The following is a 13,737-nucleotide window of genomic DNA, read 5'->3' as shown; positions in this document are numbered from 1 at the left end:
CCTCGACAAAAGTGAAACTCGGTCGGTTTGCGACCCGGCAGCACGCGCACGCGCCACCGGGAAGCGGGGAGAAAGCTCAGTACTCTTTGGACGGCTGCGGGAAGAGCTTTTCTGGCTCTTGCAGCACGTTGATCGCACCGTCTTTGTCTTCAATTGATGTGGGCGTTTCGATCCAGCCGCCGGGATAGGACCCGTTGAGCGCATCAATGGTTGCGTGCATAGCCGCTTTACCCATCAAAAACGGTGAGGTGTTGACGGTTGCCGTGATGTTGCCAGCCGCAATTTCTTCAAGGCCGGACGTGTCGCCATCGTTACCCAAAAGAACGATGTCATTGCGGCCAAGTGCCTTCGCAGCAAAGGATGCCCCGATGATCATGTAGTCGTTCGCCGCGAAGATCATGTCGAGATCGGGGTTCGACTGCAGGATGTCCATACCAGCAGTGTTGCCGCCCTCAACGTTCCATTTACCGTCGATAGACACCACAACGTCGAAGTTTTCGTTGCCCTCGATACCGTCGAGGAAGCCACCCACACGCTCGGTTGAGTGATAGCCAGGCTGCCCTTCGATAATGCCGACCTTCAACGGTTTATCGCCATAAGTCTCAATGGCCCAGTCAGCGATAGCATGCGTGCCGTTGCGCTGAGAGTACCCGACAACGCCATGAATGGGTGTTGGGAAGTTCGGAATGTCCGAGTTGATCATCAGAACTGCCATGCCCTTGTCGACGGCCTGCTTCAGCAGTGGTGCCGCAGCAAATTCATCGTGTGTTCCAAAGATTATCGCATCCACGTCCTGCGTCAGCACATCCTGGATCATGCCCATTTGGCCGTTGATGTCCGCACCGGACTGGGGCGCAAGCATGAACACTTCGACCCCGGCCTCAGCAGCAACCGCTTTGATGCCTTCACCGATGGCGATGTAGTAGTTGAACTCGGTCGCCGGCGGCATATACGCGATCCGGAACGTTTCGTTCTTGGGTTCTATCGCATCGATCGGCGCTTGTGCCCCGTCCTCAAGTGGAACCGGCGCTGGATAATTTTCCGCCAGAGCGACCGTTACCAGCGTGGCGAACCCTGCGGCAAGCGTAGTGGTCATTAGCGTTTTCAACATAGTTTTCTCCTCCAGAATTTCGTTGGTTATCCTTTGAATGGCGCGTCGATCACGCCACGAACGCCGGGTTTCACAGCAAAGAGGCCGCCGGATTCCGGTTCTTTTGTTAAAGCTGCTTCGTCACTCATCAGCCTTGAGGTCGTGATGAACAGCGTGTCGAGATCAGGGCCACCAAAAGCGCAACAGGTGGGCTTCCAGACAGGCACCTCGATCACGCGATCTATCGTGCCGTCAGGTGCGACGCGAACAATGCGATGGCCTTCCCATTCGGCGTTCCAGACACCCCCTTCGGCATCAACACAGGACCCATCAGGCAAGCCAGGTTCATTATTAAAAGAAGCGTGCTGCCGACGGTTCGAAACGGTTCCACTGCGGGTGTCGTAATCAAATGCGACGATTTCCCGATCCGGGGTATCGGCGAAGAACATCGTCTCACCGTCGGACGTAAAGCAAGTCGAATTGGCGCAAGACACTCCTTCGATAATCGTCCGTACACTCAAATCCTTATCCACGCAGATGACCGACGAGTCGGCGTTGCCAGAAACTTCGTTCATGCCTCCGACAATCAATCGCCCCTGGCGATCGGTTCGCCCGTCGTTCAGCCGTGTCTCCGGATTGTTCGGCTCGAATCGTGCCACGAGGGTTTCCTCGCTATTGGGCGAATCGAACAAGATAACTCGATCAGCATAAGCAACAATCAGACCGCCAGACGCGCGCGGCGCGAAGCAACACACACGCTCCGGCATCTCATGAGAGGCAGTTTCTGACGTTGCAGCATCAAATGACCAAAGCGCACAACCTTCAATGTCGGTCCACCAGACAAGACCATCGGCGGGATTCCAGAAAATCCCTTCCCCGTGCTGGTTCTTACAATCGACGACCAACTCTGCGCGCACTTTTTGATCTCCTAAGTACATTCTGATATCTGATATACCAGCTTGCCTAATCTGGTGTATCAGATATCTTGCATCTGGCAACACCTTTTTTTGGAGATATCCTCAGATGGCGCTTGAGAGACCCAAGTCTTTGCGTGAACTCGCACTGGAACATTTGCGGAATAGTATTATCGATGGCTCCCTGAAAATGGGTCAGGTTTTGTCGGAGCGAAAAATCTCCGAAGAGCTGGGCGTATCGAAATCGCCAGTCCGCGAAGCACTCGCTCAATTACGTGACGAAGGGTTGGTCAGTATCGAGCCTCAAAAAGGCGCACGCGTTTTTTCGCTGTCTGAGCCGGAAGTGACTCAGATCTGCGATTTCAGACAGGCTATCGAAACTGCCGCCTTTGAACTTGCGTTGTTGCGGAACCCGGAAGGTCTTGCCGGCGACATGCAGCGTGTCGTGAAGGACATGGAGAAAGAACGCAGGCGAGGTAATGAAAAGGGCTACCTTTCACTGGATACCGCATTTCATCAATTGATTTTTGAACATGCAGGTAACGACTACCTGACGGCCAGCTATACACGCTACATCGGTAAGATTGCCGCATTGCGAACCCATTTGGCGAAGCTGCCACAGCATACTGAGCTCTCCTTCGATGAGCATTCGAAAATCGCTATTGCCGTTCGCGAAGGCGACATGGCCAAAATCAAATCTCTTCTCACTGCGCATATTGACCGCACCAGACAAGCCTACAAAAGCGCCGCCATCGTCCTCGAAGGAGCGACCGCATCCTAGCAAAAACGTAGCTTCGTTGTGACGGGGGCGGGCCAAAACAGCGCCGCCCCTTTCTCTTGGGCACCTCCCGGTCTTTTCTTTTTCAGTTGACATCTGAGATATCAGATGCCAATCAAAAGGCGGGAGGAAGCTTGTATGACGCCAGTAATGAAGCCTGATTCACCGGGGCTACAGCCACTGATCCAGCTGGATCGGGTTGGCAAAAGCTTCGGCACGAACATTGTTTTGGATGGCGTCGACTTTGAATTGAGACCCGGTGAAGTTCACGCGCTTTGTGGGGAAAACGGCGCCGGAAAATCCACCTGTCTCGGCCTGTTTTATGGGCTTCACCAACCCTCTGCTGGGCGTATCCTGTGCGACGGCAAGGAACAGCGGGTGGAAAGCCCGTCGCACGCACAATCCCTGGGCATCGGCTGTGTTTTTCAGGAACTCAGCCTTGCTGGCGCTCTCTCTGTTGCGGAGAACATCTACGCGGGCCGCGTACCCACCCGGTTCGGCGTAGTTGACTGGCCCGAACTGCGCCGCCGAGCGGAGGCGTTGCTGGCGGAATTCGGTCTGGATATCGACGTCTCAACACCCGTGGAAAACTTGCCGATCAGCTCCCGCCAGATTGTTGAAATCGCCAAGGCTCTGTCGTTGAATTCCCGCGTCCTTTTGCTGGATGAACCGACATCGGCATTGGCACCCGACGAAGTAGACGCGCTATTTGAAGTCCTAAAGTCCCTGACAAAAAAAGGGATTGGCATCGTCTATGTCAGCCACCATATGGCCGAGATTTTCCAGATCTCGGATCGCATTACCGTTTTGCGAGATGGGCGCCACATCAGCACTTTGCCGGTTTCGGAAACTTCTCAGGAACAAGTCGTCGCCGAGATGATCGGCGGCGCTCACCCCGGTGATGTCACGCGGTCAGGTAAGGTTAACGGCGAAGAGGTTTTGCATGTCCAACACCTAACCCATCCAGGTGAATTCGACGACATTTCCTTCTCCATTAAAGCCGGAGAGATTGTAGGCATGGCGGGGTTGATGGGCGCTCGCCGCAGCGAGATTGTTCGATCGATTGTCGGGCTGATGCATGGCGCGACCGGGGAGATCAGACTTCACGGCAAGCCTGTTAACTTTGCGTCCTTGCGGCAGGCGATGCGTGCTGGGGTCGGGTTTGTTCCCGAAGAACGCAAGACTGAAGGCCTCTTTCTGGAACAATCACTCAGCGACAACCTGATCGCGGCCAGTCTTTCCGATCATGCGTCTGCTGGGTTCATGCGTTCGGGCTCGATCAAAGCAGCCAGCCAAACAGCCATTGACGCCTTCAGTGTCAAAACCAGCGGGATTAACGAACTTGTTGGTGATCTCTCAGGGGGCAATCAGCAAAAGATTATGTTGGCCAAGTGGCTCAAACGCGCGCCAGCTCTTCTGATCATTGAGGAGCCCACAAAAGGGGTCGATGTCGGAGCCAAATTCCAAATCCACACGGAACTTTTGCGTCGAGCAGCCGAGGGAATGGCCATCCTCGTCGTGTCATCCGATTTTCCCGAACTTGTCTCTCTCTCAACCCGCATCCTTGTCGTCCACGACGGTCGCCTCATGGGAGACATCGCAGCCGCTGAGGCAACCGAAACCACGCTTCTTCAAATGGCCGCTGGAAATTCCGTTCCAATTGTGGACGCACCCCAAACCAATCAATCAGGAGTCGCGACGTGACCATGACCGCTCAAGCCAACTTGCCCATGAAGCGTCCGCTGCTGCGCCGTGTTTTGCAAGCTTTTATCGATATTCGTGAACTGACTCTGATCGTTCTGATCGCCGCCATCATCATCGTGATGTCAAACGTTAATCCCTACTTCCTCAGCTTCTCGAACTTTCGAGCCGTGGCCGTGGGCATGGCCCCCACCGCGATCATCGTGATCGGTATGGCGATCCTACTTGCATCCGGCGGGTTCGATCTTTCCGTTGGGTCGGTTATGGCCTTGTCCTCTACCGTCGTAGCCATGCTGCTTTTGACTGGCATGCCAATTCCGCTCGCAGTGGTATGCGGATTAGCGCTGGGTGGAATTGTTGGTGTAGTGAACGGTTTGCTGGTGACCGGCCTCGGGATCAATCCGCTTATCGCGACCCTTGGCACGATGTCGATCGCGCGAGGCATCGCTCTTGTCCTGACCGAAGGTTTTTCTGTCTCAAGCTTGCCGGCATCATTTGCCTGGATCGGCAAAGCTGACATAGGCGGCTTTCCGGTAATCGTCTTGTTCACCATTCTGCTCGTCGTTCTGTTTGACCTGGCCGTCCGCCATACACGCTTTTTCCGTCAGGTCTATTTCATCGGCGCCAATGAAAAGGCCGCGATGCTGTCAGGCATCCATGTCACACGCGTGCGTATCATTCTGTATGCACTGACCGGTATTCTGGCTGCTTTGGCGGGTGTATTGCTGGCCTCCCGCCTGATGAGCGGTACGCCCACGGCAGGTAACGGTATCGAACTTCAGGTTTTGGCGGCGGCTGTAATCGGTGGCGCATCCCTACGCGGCGGCGAAGGTACTATTCTTGGTGCTTTCCTCGGCGTCGTTTTCGTTGCGTTGATTAACAACACTATGACGATGCTGGCTGTATCGATCTACTGGCAGATGATCGTCATCGGCGGGGTACTCGTTACAGCGGTCGCCTTGGATATGCTGATCCGAAGCAAACGGGGCTAATCCTCAAGCTTTCCAAAACTTAACAACAACCAAAGATCCAAAATAGGGAGACTACGATGACTGAATTGAATGTGAATCGGCGCAGGCTGCTGACAGCGGGCACCACTGCTGGATTGGCCGCAGCGTTCGGACTGCCCATGCTGTCCAAAGAAGCCATGGCGCAAGCGGCCGGCAAGGAGTATGTGTTCCTGTCCATCGTCACGCAGGTGCCGTTCTGGGTGGACTATCGAAATGCGATGGAAGACCTTGAAGAATTGATGGGCATCAAGGCCACATTCACGGGCCCGTTGGATTTCGACACGGCCGCACAAGCACGCCAATTGGATGAGCTGATCGCAAGACGTCCCGCAGGCATCCTTATCTTCCCCGGTGATCCAGCCACTCTGGCCCCCGGCGTCGAACGTGCGGTCGAGGCGGGCATTCCAGTCACATGTTGTATTGGCGATATTCCCGACAGTCCCCGGTCCACATTCCTTGGTATCAACGGCGTTCAGGCAGGACGTGTCGGCGGCGAAATGTTGGCGCAAGCGATCGGCGGGAAAGGCAAGGTTATCCTCGGCACTTTCCCTGCCCCTTCCACATTGGAGCGTGTCGAAGGGTACAAACAAATCTTTGCCGAGAAATACCCGGATGTCGAGGTCGTCGACGTAGTCAACGATAAGGCTGACCCGTCCTATGCGCCGACAGCCTATCTTCAGGCCATTCAGGCGAACCCGGATATTGTTGGCATTGGCGGCACGGACGGCGACAGCGGCAAAGGCGCGGCAATTGCAGTCAATGAGGCGGGACGCAAGGACATCAAGATTGTCGCGATGGACCGAAATGATGATATGCTTCCCTACATCGAAGACGGCACAATTCACGGCGCAGTGGCTCAGAAATCCTATCTTGAGATCTTTCTCGCCTTCCACATGATGCATTGGCAGAACACTGACGCGCTGAAGGTCTTGCCTGATTGGAAAGCCGCAGGGATCAACCCGCTTCCGGAACGGATCGAAACCGGTGTGATGCCCATCACCGCCGAGAACGTTGCCCAATTTAAGCACGTATGATCTGTGATCCCGGCGCATGTTAAGTGCGCCGGGACACCTTGGGAGGCGCCAGCATGTCAGACAGATGGTCTGTATTGAAGCTGCAGAAGAGTGATTTTGAGCTGGTAATGCTTCCCGGGATCGGAGGCCGCTTGTGGGATGTGAATTTTCGGGGGCGGTCCTTGCTGTTCCAAAACCCGGACCTCGAAGACCTGACGATTGACAACATCGATCCGGCTGAACTGCCAACGCGGTCTCCTCAGTTCAAGTTCCCACTCTGGGGTGGTGAAAAGACGTGGATTGCGCCGGATACGGCGTGGACAAATGGTGCCCCCTTTCCTGTTCTCGACAGCGAGCCCTACCACATCACAGCGCAAGGACAGGATTTTGTCGAACTGACCAGCCAAACGTGCCCAGTCACGCAACTGTCGGTGTCGCGCCGCATCATACTGACCTCCGCGGAGAGCTGGGATATAGAACACATCGTTGCCAACCATGGGACCTCCTCGCGCCTGACCGGCATTTGGTCAGTCATGATGCTTAACACCCCTGCCAAGATCGGTGTCGAGCTGGAAGACCCTGCATTTTATCCTGTTTTTGGCTCTGCCGAAGGGATGATAGCTACGCACGGCAAAGGCATTACCGTGAATTGCAACAGACAGCAGGAATTCAAGGTCGGGCTACCGAACCCCAACGGTCGTACAATGATGCGGTGCAGCCCTGATGGCCCTCTGCTGATGTGTTCAGTACCAGAACCTCAACAGGGCGATCAATTTGCACACGACTATCCGTTTGAGGTCTTTAACTCGGGCGATTACGCCTATTGCGAAGCGGAATGGCACTCTCCGGCACGCAACCTCGCACCGAATGAAACGCTGAATTTTCGGCAGACGTTCCGCGTCTTGGCGGAGGAAGATGCATCCCAAATGCCATTGAGACTCACAAACAACAAGGAATTCCTGTCATGCATGTCCTGATTACAGGCGCTGGTGGGCATCTCGGCCGCAAACTTTTCGACGCTCTAGAAAGCGACCCCGACTACACCGTTTCTGGCATCGACATTTGCCCCGTTGATCATCTCGACATTCACACCGCAGACCTCTCCGACGACAGCAGTTGGGTCAGTTTGTTAAAGGGAGTGGACATTGTCGTGCATCTTGCTGGTGACAGAGAGCCCGCCGCCACCTGGGCCTCCGCGATCAAACACAATATGGATGCAACGCTTTCCCTCTATCACCATGCGGTGGCCATGGGCGTCAGCCGAGTAGTTCTTGCCAGTTCCAACTGGGTCCACGGCGACAAAAGGTTTACGCATGAGGTGCTCAACAGCACGACACCACCAGGGCCAGTAAACGCCTACGGCATGTCAAAGCTATTCTGTGAACGGACAGGGGCCTATTTCGCCGAGCATCACGGACTGTCGGTCATCTGCTTGCGCATCGGCTGGACGCAATGGACTCACGGCAACCAACCCGGCACACACATGGCGATGGGCCGGTGGGGTCAGGAAATGTGGTTGAGTGATCGGGACTTTCTAAGCGGAATGCGCGCCGCAATAGATGCCAAGGGTATTTCCTTCGCAGCCCTGAACCTAATGTCAGATAACCCGGGGATGCGCTGGAATATCACCGAAACACGGCAAGCGATTGGCTACTCTCCAATGGATGGAAGCCCCGCGAAAATAACAGTGGGCATTGTACTGAGATCCACGCTGAAACGGCTGTTTTCAGTCTGGCTCCCCAGCTACGTCACGACACGTTTTCCAGATTGGTAAAGTACAAGGTCCGGGCATTGTTGTTGCGTTGCGCAATCATTTTCCGAAACCTCGCATCGAAGTAGGCGCTGAAAAGGTCAGCGTTGTCCGCTTCGCAGTCGACGGAGAGCGACAGATATCGCAGCCATTGGATGATTGATAGCACAGTAACGAACCGCGAACGTCGCTGTATGGGTATAATGAGAAGCGATCTCTGGTTGAGTGGTCAACTGCCCTGCGGACGAGACGAACCAGCACTTCAATCCGCCGGATAGCAGCCGTTGATACTGTGCACGGAAAAAGAATACATACGCGGTCATCCTAGTGTTTTGCTCAGATGACGGCTATCGGTTTCTGTCACGAGCATAAACAAGCGTGTTCGGAATATGTTTGGTGCTTATGGCTCTGCGACGACTGCTATCGGCGCATAGTGTCGGTGGACATTGCCATACAACTATAAACACTTGGTCAAGTATTGGTTCTCTGTTTTGCCCATCTTTTGCGTTGTGCTTCAGCGATCCGCGCTCGACCTTGCTTGGATGTCGGGCCGGTTGACAAGCCGCCATGGTATCGACACCGGCGTTTTCCTGGTGCCACGGGTAGCTGACAACTCGATCCTTTGCGCGTTTTTGCGCCACAGCGAGCTCGTAGATGCGTTGGAAGCGGTTGCCCCTCATTGTCCAAGCCAATGTTCTGCAAATCCTGACACTGGCCACCAGTGCATTCGGAGCACGTTTTTTCTCTGCCGCGCCCAATAACTGCCCGAAAGGGGCAGATTTGGCAGCTCGGTGTCTCATCCGTAGCGAACTCTTCCTGGAGTGATAGCAAAACCTCGCGAAGCACTTGGTTCAAACTCAAAACCGCCTCCAGATGTAAACAATTCTAAGCACCGGCCTAAGACCCCATGGACATTGAAAGCGCCCTTAGAAGAAAGCGGCATCAAATTGGACAGTTTGCCTAGGGGCTTGTTGGTAGAAAACGAATAGGTCAGTTGCACTCGTCGTTGCCTAAACGTGTATTAACTATCGGCTGGTGACTCCGTGCACAGTTGCGTTTTGTTCAGCAAGGTTCAGGAACACTCGATCAAAATACTGCCAAGACATTATTGCTCCATCGCCTTTTCTGGCTATCACATTGTTTACGTTTGAAACGATTTGTTCAGAGCTGAGTTCGAGCGCACACCACCGTTCTACCGTGCGTTTTGCCGCGTCGCTATCAAGTGCATCAGCGAGTGTATATGCACCCTTGCTCTGTACGAGATTTCTGAGAGTTGCGATCAGACGATCAAATTCCAAGGTGAGTTCATTGTTTTCAGCGTCGTTAAGCAACTCCGCCACGCTGTGTGCGCTCGTAGCCTGATCAGACAGGTTAAAATGCACATCGTTTACTTGCTCCAAGACTGCTTTCGGTTTTGCCCTGTCGTTTCGGCAGGAGTTCGCAAACTTGCCGTTTTCGGATTTAGTTTGGAAATGGTTGATCGCGGTTTCCGCGAGAGCGACCATTATTCCGTCATCGGTCGCTTTCACTTTTCCAGTCTTGATGAGCGCCGATAGCAGACGCGCCAGCAGCTTTTTAGATTTGCCAAGACCGACACGATACGCAAGTCTTTCCTCGTCATGCTCCAATGAACCCTGCACCTCACAATTCTCGACAAGAAACGAGAATAGCAATCCGCGCTCTTCAAGCGTCAAATCCTGTATTGTTCGGCGCATGTCTTGAATTGAAAGTTGGGCGAAAATCATTTGTCCAGCCATGCAGGCTCCGTACAACGTTAGCTGACCTCATGCTCAAGAGCGTCCACCATGATGGTACTGGTCAGTTGATAGAAGAAAAGCGGCGGGAGACATACAGCCGCTCGCAAGTGTTTGTTACCGGTTGGCTTTGGCTTCAGCGATGACGGCAAGGATTTCAGAACGCGGCCACCGAGAAGATCCACCGAGCTTGATTGGCTTGGGTACCGATCCATCCGCGATGCGGCGCCAGAAGCTCGGCACGCTGATTGCAAGAAGCTCTGCAGCCTCCGCCACCTTCAGCAGTGGGTCGATTTCGGTCGCAAATGAGTTTGTGTCAGTGGCCATGTGAGTAGATGCCTCGTTTTGATGAGCGTTGAGTCATCTAGAGGCGATCTAAAATGGTGTAGGGAGGGGAGAAAAAATTTCTCCCCCCCTAAACTTGGCTTTTAGGCTACGCCGATCAGAGCCTTTTCTTGAACGCTCAGTTTCGTGACTTTTCCTTTAAAAGTGGGAGTAAAATGCTCCGGAACGCGCCACGGGTTCCATTTCAAACTTCCTTGCGCAGAGACCCAGTCTAAAAGTTCCTCTAAGGCTTTGGCTTTCGAAAGGAACTCGTCGAACTTCTTCGGGTCATTTTCAAAGGTCTGAAACCTTGGACCGTCTGATCGATAAGCGGCTTCAAGGTGGCAAGTATTGCGAAACCGGCTGAAGGCCTTTCTCACTTGTTCAGAGACCGAGCTTTCCAATCTGGCGCTTTGTTCCTCCAGCAATGGCCGTGTAATCAGCTTTACCGCTTTGCCCAAAGTTGGCGTTACGCCGTTGAGATAGAGTCGCGCGATCTCGCGCACCACCATTGCAGCGTATCTACGCTCGGACATGTTAGATCTTACGAACTTTCTTTCGATTATTGTGTCCAAAGGGTTCAATTCAATGCTACTGTTATCCGAGATTTCTGACATGTGCCGGTAGGTCTCCCAAATGGTGCTCTCTTTTTCGTTGTCTGGAGCGCCCATTCGAACCAAAACAAAGAGATCTGGGCGAGAGATCCATTTGCCGTTTCCGTTGTACAAGGGAAGATAACGACGATCCTGATTCATGCTGTGGCCAATTTTATGATTGTATCTGTATTGTTGGTGAGATGGGATGCCCAGCGCTCCAGCAGCACACGACGTTGGTCGAGAAAGTCGGTTCGCCGATAGGCGCGTTCGACAGAACTGCCCACAACGTGACCAAGCATGGTTTCTGCAACTTCGTGGCGTGCGTCGGTTGCCTCTGCCAACCACACGCGGAGACTTGAACGAAATCCGTGCGGACGGGCGCTCATGCCACGTCGCTCCATCAATCTCGACATGGTGGCATCTGAGATCACCCCTTTCCGAATACTCGGAAACAGATAGCCGTCGCGAGCATGTCGTCGCGCGCCTCCAAGAACATGAAGCGCTTCATTCGAAAGCGGAACACGGAACTCAGCGGTAGCGCCCTCGCGCCCTTTCATCTGTTCCGCCGGAATAGTCCAGATATCACTGTCAATCTGCTCTTCCCTCAAATACCGTATTGGCCGTGACCGTACTCCGGTCAAAATTAGAAGTTTCAGAGCAAGATGGGTGACTGTACCTTCGTCCAAGCTTTTGTAGAACTCGGGCACTTCACTCCAGGCAAGCGACGGAATGTTGGTGGTAGCCTTTCGCGGTTTGCCAAGCAATGCACGCGCCTTCTTGGGTGCCTGCAAATCAACATCAATGCCCAGCGCGGCTGCATGCTCCAGACAAATAGATGTCCGCGTCAGCGCCTTTCGAGCCGTCTCGGCTTTCTCATGCCAGATAGGCGCGAGGCAATCCCGGAGATCGATCTGAGTAATTTCAGCAACCGGCACATGACCGAGTTTGGGTATGACGTGTAGCTCCAGCGGACTAAACCAACGCCCCGCCTTTCCGCCACCTCGCAATTCCGACTTCCGCGCTTCAAACGCATCCCGAGCGATGTCTCTAAACAGGTGCAAATTGCGCAGGGCTTCCACCCGCCGCTTCTGCCGCTCTCTAATCGGATCTAGGCCTTCTCGCAGTTCGCGCCGTGCAGCATCGGCAGCTTCCCGGGCCTCCGCCAAGCCAACATCCGGCCACCGCCCGAGGCCCATTTCCCGTCGTTTGCCGAAGACCGTCAGTCTAAGAACCCACTTACCGCTTTTGGAATCTGCCTTCACAAGCCAGAGCCCAGCGCCATCGCAGTGCTTTCCGCTCTCTAATGCAAGAACGCCGCGCGCGCTCAATTTGTTTTTCGCCATACAGCTCTCTACCAGTCCACCTATTGGTCCACCCCTAGGTATGGTATGTGCTGCCGTTAGTCGAGATTAATTGAGATCGAATGAAGGAGGTAAGTTAAGCCTTTTCATATAGTTAATCTCTATCTGAGATTTTTTGAGACATCTACATATTGGGTTTCAATGCCCTCCAGCAGCACCACTTTGCTTTCCGACGTTGAGAAAAACCTCAACGCCTTGAAAGGTATAGTGGTTTCTCCGGTTCGAAGTCCCTCTTTGCGACATGTCACTAGTGGTGCTGAAAATACCAGCCGCTGGACAGTCTTTTTTGTCTCATATGTGCCTTTTTTCCATATATCATAAGGGTTTGACAGAAATGACATCGAGAGTTCGAACATTTTGTCGAAGTTTCCTTCGGAAGCCTGCTGATTTGATATTTTTTCCTCAAGCAGGCGGGCTTCGGAACGCAATTCAGCAATTCTGTTTTCATACGCCATCGCCGTTTCTTCATGTTTAGTTCGAGGTACTCGAACAAGCAGTGACTCTATTTCATCTGAAATGTCCTTTATTCGAGTTCGATACCGACGTTCTTGGTCTTTGGTGCTCGAACGATGCTTGCCCCAAGCATCTTGAAACATCTTCGAGGCTAGTTCATGCGTCTCGCTTGTGGGGCTAAGGTCTTTGAGTAGCTGTTCGAACTGTTTTTCGAGCTTATCGCGAGGAATGGACTTTCCACGCTCAGAACAGCCGTTGTGATGACATAAGTAATACCCCCAAGCCTAACGATTGCCGAAGCCGCAGCGCCGGACAGCAGCTTGGCCTTTGCTCTGATCGGAGCCGTCATTCTGCTGCCTGTGATCCTGGCCTACACCGCCTACACGTACTGGGTTTTCCGCGGAAAGATCGATCCAGAGGAGAGCTACCATTGAAACTGCTAAAGCAAGTTTTCTGGTTTAGCGCAATCTGGTTCGGCAGCGTCTTGTGCCTAACCACTGTCGCTTACGTAATCAGGATGTTCATCACTTGAAATGGCAAGGATACCAATGTTCGCGCGTCGGCATGTCTAGATCACGCAAATATTAGTCCAAGCGCCGAAAGAAACTCCGTTCCGGCCTACCAAATTCCCAAGAACAATCGGCTGGCTAGGTCGTCTCAAATTTTACAATCCAAGGGGGATGTTATGCTTTCTCGTCCAAAACCAATATCCGTGCGGTGGGATCAGATTGATCCGGATCTACCCAAACCACCTAAACCCAAAAACCGGAGCGACAAACGCTCGTCTGGCAAGTTGCCAAAATTGTTCACCGGGCACCTTGCCGCAGGGCTTGCGACCTTTGTTCTATTGCCCTTCACCTCGGCCCTAGCAGGGACGGTCACGAAAGATCTCTCTCCAAGTGTGGACATGTTGCTAGTCCTGCTCTCTGCATTTGTTGTTTTTGCTTTCACAGCCGCAATAGTTTTGAAAGGGTCAACACTGCGGGCTGTCCT

Annotated in this window: 15 protein-coding genes and 1 pseudogene; 8 read left to right on the top strand and 8 right to left on the bottom strand. The window is 53.5% G+C overall.

Going from position 1 to position 13,737, the window contains the following annotated elements; translation table 11 throughout:
• Positions 1-76: 76 nt before the first annotated feature.
• Both ACR3EJ_RS07170 and ACR3EJ_RS07165 read right to left on the bottom strand, forming a co-directional pair.
• The gene (locus tag ACR3EJ_RS07170; protein ID WP_170546589.1) at positions 77-1,111 is read right to left on the bottom strand and encodes a sugar ABC transporter substrate-binding protein; all 1,035 of its coding nucleotides are present in this window, start codon (positions 1,109-1,111) and stop codon (positions 77-79) included.
• Between the two features lie 26 nt (positions 1,112-1,137).
• Complete coding sequence (locus tag ACR3EJ_RS07165) at positions 1,138-2,007, bottom strand: SMP-30/gluconolactonase/LRE family protein (RefSeq protein ID WP_170546592.1); 870 nt, start codon at positions 2,005-2,007, stop codon at positions 1,138-1,140.
• A gap of 106 nt (positions 2,008-2,113) precedes the next feature.
• Between ACR3EJ_RS07165 and ACR3EJ_RS07160 the strand changes: the two genes are divergently transcribed.
• The 6 genes from ACR3EJ_RS07160 to ACR3EJ_RS07135 all read left to right on the top strand — a co-directional run bounded on the left by ACR3EJ_RS07160 (position 2,114) and on the right by ACR3EJ_RS07135 (position 8,280).
• A complete protein-coding gene (locus ACR3EJ_RS07160; RefSeq protein ID WP_170546594.1) occupies positions 2,114-2,785 on the top strand; it encodes a GntR family transcriptional regulator in 672 nt (223 codons plus the stop codon).
• Between the two features lie 135 nt (positions 2,786-2,920).
• On the top strand, positions 2,921-4,486 hold the full coding sequence (locus tag ACR3EJ_RS07155) for a sugar ABC transporter ATP-binding protein (protein WP_170546598.1): 1,566 nt from the start codon (positions 2,921-2,923) through the stop codon (positions 4,484-4,486).
• Between the two features lie 2 nt (positions 4,487-4,488).
• Positions 4,489-5,475: an ABC transporter permease gene (locus tag ACR3EJ_RS07150; protein WP_480423328.1), complete on the top strand. Its 987-nt coding sequence runs from the start codon at positions 4,489-4,491 to the stop codon at positions 5,473-5,475.
• Positions 5,476-5,531: 56 nt separating this feature from the next.
• Positions 5,532-6,527 (top strand): substrate-binding domain-containing protein, encoded by a 996-nt coding sequence (locus ACR3EJ_RS07145; protein WP_170546606.1) that lies wholly within the window; start codon positions 5,532-5,534, stop codon positions 6,525-6,527.
• A gap of 53 nt (positions 6,528-6,580) precedes the next feature.
• Positions 6,581-7,483, top strand: coding sequence for a hypothetical protein (locus ACR3EJ_RS07140; protein WP_170546610.1), 903 nt, complete (start codon positions 6,581-6,583; stop codon positions 7,481-7,483).
• Positions 7,471-8,280 (top strand): NAD-dependent epimerase/dehydratase family protein, encoded by an 810-nt coding sequence (locus tag ACR3EJ_RS07135; protein ID WP_170546613.1) that lies wholly within the window; start codon positions 7,471-7,473, stop codon positions 8,278-8,280. Before ACR3EJ_RS07140 ends, ACR3EJ_RS07135 begins: the two co-directional genes overlap by 13 nt.
• Positions 8,281-8,727: 447 nt before the next feature.
• Here ACR3EJ_RS07135 and ACR3EJ_RS07130 read toward each other — a convergent pair whose 3' ends face one another.
• The 6 genes from ACR3EJ_RS07130 to ACR3EJ_RS07105 all read right to left on the bottom strand — a co-directional run bounded on the left by ACR3EJ_RS07130 (position 8,728) and on the right by ACR3EJ_RS07105 (position 12,887).
• A complete protein-coding gene (locus tag ACR3EJ_RS07130) occupies positions 8,728-9,102 on the bottom strand; it encodes an HGGxSTG domain-containing protein (protein WP_480423326.1) in 375 nt (124 codons plus the stop codon).
• 179 nt (positions 9,103-9,281) lie between these two features.
• Positions 9,282-10,013 carry a hypothetical protein gene (locus ACR3EJ_RS07125; RefSeq protein ID WP_170546617.1) on the bottom strand — a complete coding sequence of 244 codons (732 nt, stop codon included), beginning with the start codon at positions 10,011-10,013 and terminating at the stop codon, positions 9,282-9,284.
• 114 nt (positions 10,014-10,127) lie between these two features.
• On the bottom strand, positions 10,128-10,337 hold the full coding sequence (locus ACR3EJ_RS07120; RefSeq protein ID WP_170546620.1) for a helix-turn-helix transcriptional regulator: 210 nt from the start codon (positions 10,335-10,337) through the stop codon (positions 10,128-10,130).
• Between the two features lie 101 nt (positions 10,338-10,438).
• Positions 10,439-11,089: a hypothetical protein gene (locus ACR3EJ_RS07115; RefSeq protein WP_170546623.1), complete on the bottom strand. Its 651-nt coding sequence runs from the start codon at positions 11,087-11,089 to the stop codon at positions 10,439-10,441.
• Positions 11,086-12,273 carry a tyrosine-type recombinase/integrase gene (locus tag ACR3EJ_RS07110; protein WP_480422901.1) on the bottom strand — a complete coding sequence of 396 codons (1,188 nt, stop codon included), beginning with the start codon at positions 12,271-12,273 and terminating at the stop codon, positions 11,086-11,088. The genes ACR3EJ_RS07115 and ACR3EJ_RS07110 overlap by 4 nt, the downstream gene beginning before the upstream one ends.
• A 119-nt stretch (positions 12,274-12,392) precedes the next feature.
• Positions 12,393-12,887, bottom strand: coding sequence for a hypothetical protein (locus ACR3EJ_RS07105; protein ID WP_170546629.1), 495 nt, complete (start codon positions 12,885-12,887; stop codon positions 12,393-12,395).
• Positions 12,888-13,013: 126 nt separating this feature from the next.
• On the opposite strand from ACR3EJ_RS07105, the pseudogene ACR3EJ_RS07100 reads away from it, so the two are divergent.
• Positions 13,014-13,178: pseudogene (locus tag ACR3EJ_RS07100) on the top strand (cytochrome d ubiquinol oxidase subunit II); the annotation flags it as partial.
• Positions 13,175-13,276, top strand: a complete 102-nt coding sequence (locus ACR3EJ_RS07095; RefSeq protein WP_170546632.1) for a DUF2474 family protein — start codon at positions 13,175-13,177, stop codon at positions 13,274-13,276. The pseudogene ACR3EJ_RS07100 and the gene ACR3EJ_RS07095, both read left to right, overlap by 4 nt.
• Positions 13,277-13,737: the final 461 nt, after the last annotated feature.

This window comes from Ruegeria sp. AB11, assembly GCF_056536325.1.
The sequence above is the reverse complement of the archived record's forward strand: the minus strand, read 5'-3'. Positions and strand labels throughout refer to the sequence as shown.

Coding starts and splice junctions, on each gene's coding strand:
- ACR3EJ_RS07155 (WP_170546598.1), top strand. CDS start 2,921: ATGACGCCAGTAATGAAGCCTGATTCACCGGGGCTACAGCCACTGATC.
- ACR3EJ_RS07120 (WP_170546620.1), bottom strand. CDS start 10,337: ATGGCCACTGACACAAACTCATTTGCGACCGAAATCGACCCACTGCTG.
- ACR3EJ_RS07115 (WP_170546623.1), bottom strand. CDS start 11,089: ATGAATCAGGATCGTCGTTATCTTCCCTTGTACAACGGAAACGGCAAA.
- ACR3EJ_RS07150 (WP_480423328.1), top strand. CDS start 4,489: ATGACCGCTCAAGCCAACTTGCCCATGAAGCGTCCGCTGCTGCGCCGT.
- ACR3EJ_RS07135 (WP_170546613.1), top strand. CDS start 7,471: ATGCATGTCCTGATTACAGGCGCTGGTGGGCATCTCGGCCGCAAACTT.
- ACR3EJ_RS07145 (WP_170546606.1), top strand. CDS start 5,532: ATGACTGAATTGAATGTGAATCGGCGCAGGCTGCTGACAGCGGGCACC.
- ACR3EJ_RS07160 (WP_170546594.1), top strand. CDS start 2,114: ATGGCGCTTGAGAGACCCAAGTCTTTGCGTGAACTCGCACTGGAACAT.
- ACR3EJ_RS07105 (WP_170546629.1), bottom strand. CDS start 12,887: ATGTTTCAAGATGCTTGGGGCAAGCATCGTTCGAGCACCAAAGACCAA.
- ACR3EJ_RS07125 (WP_170546617.1), bottom strand. CDS start 10,013: ATGGCTGGACAAATGATTTTCGCCCAACTTTCAATTCAAGACATGCGC.
- ACR3EJ_RS07170 (WP_170546589.1), bottom strand. CDS start 1,111: ATGTTGAAAACGCTAATGACCACTACGCTTGCCGCAGGGTTCGCCACG.
- ACR3EJ_RS07140 (WP_170546610.1), top strand. CDS start 6,581: ATGTCAGACAGATGGTCTGTATTGAAGCTGCAGAAGAGTGATTTTGAG.
- ACR3EJ_RS07110 (WP_480422901.1), bottom strand. CDS start 12,273: ATGGCGAAAAACAAATTGAGCGCGCGCGGCGTTCTTGCATTAGAGAGC.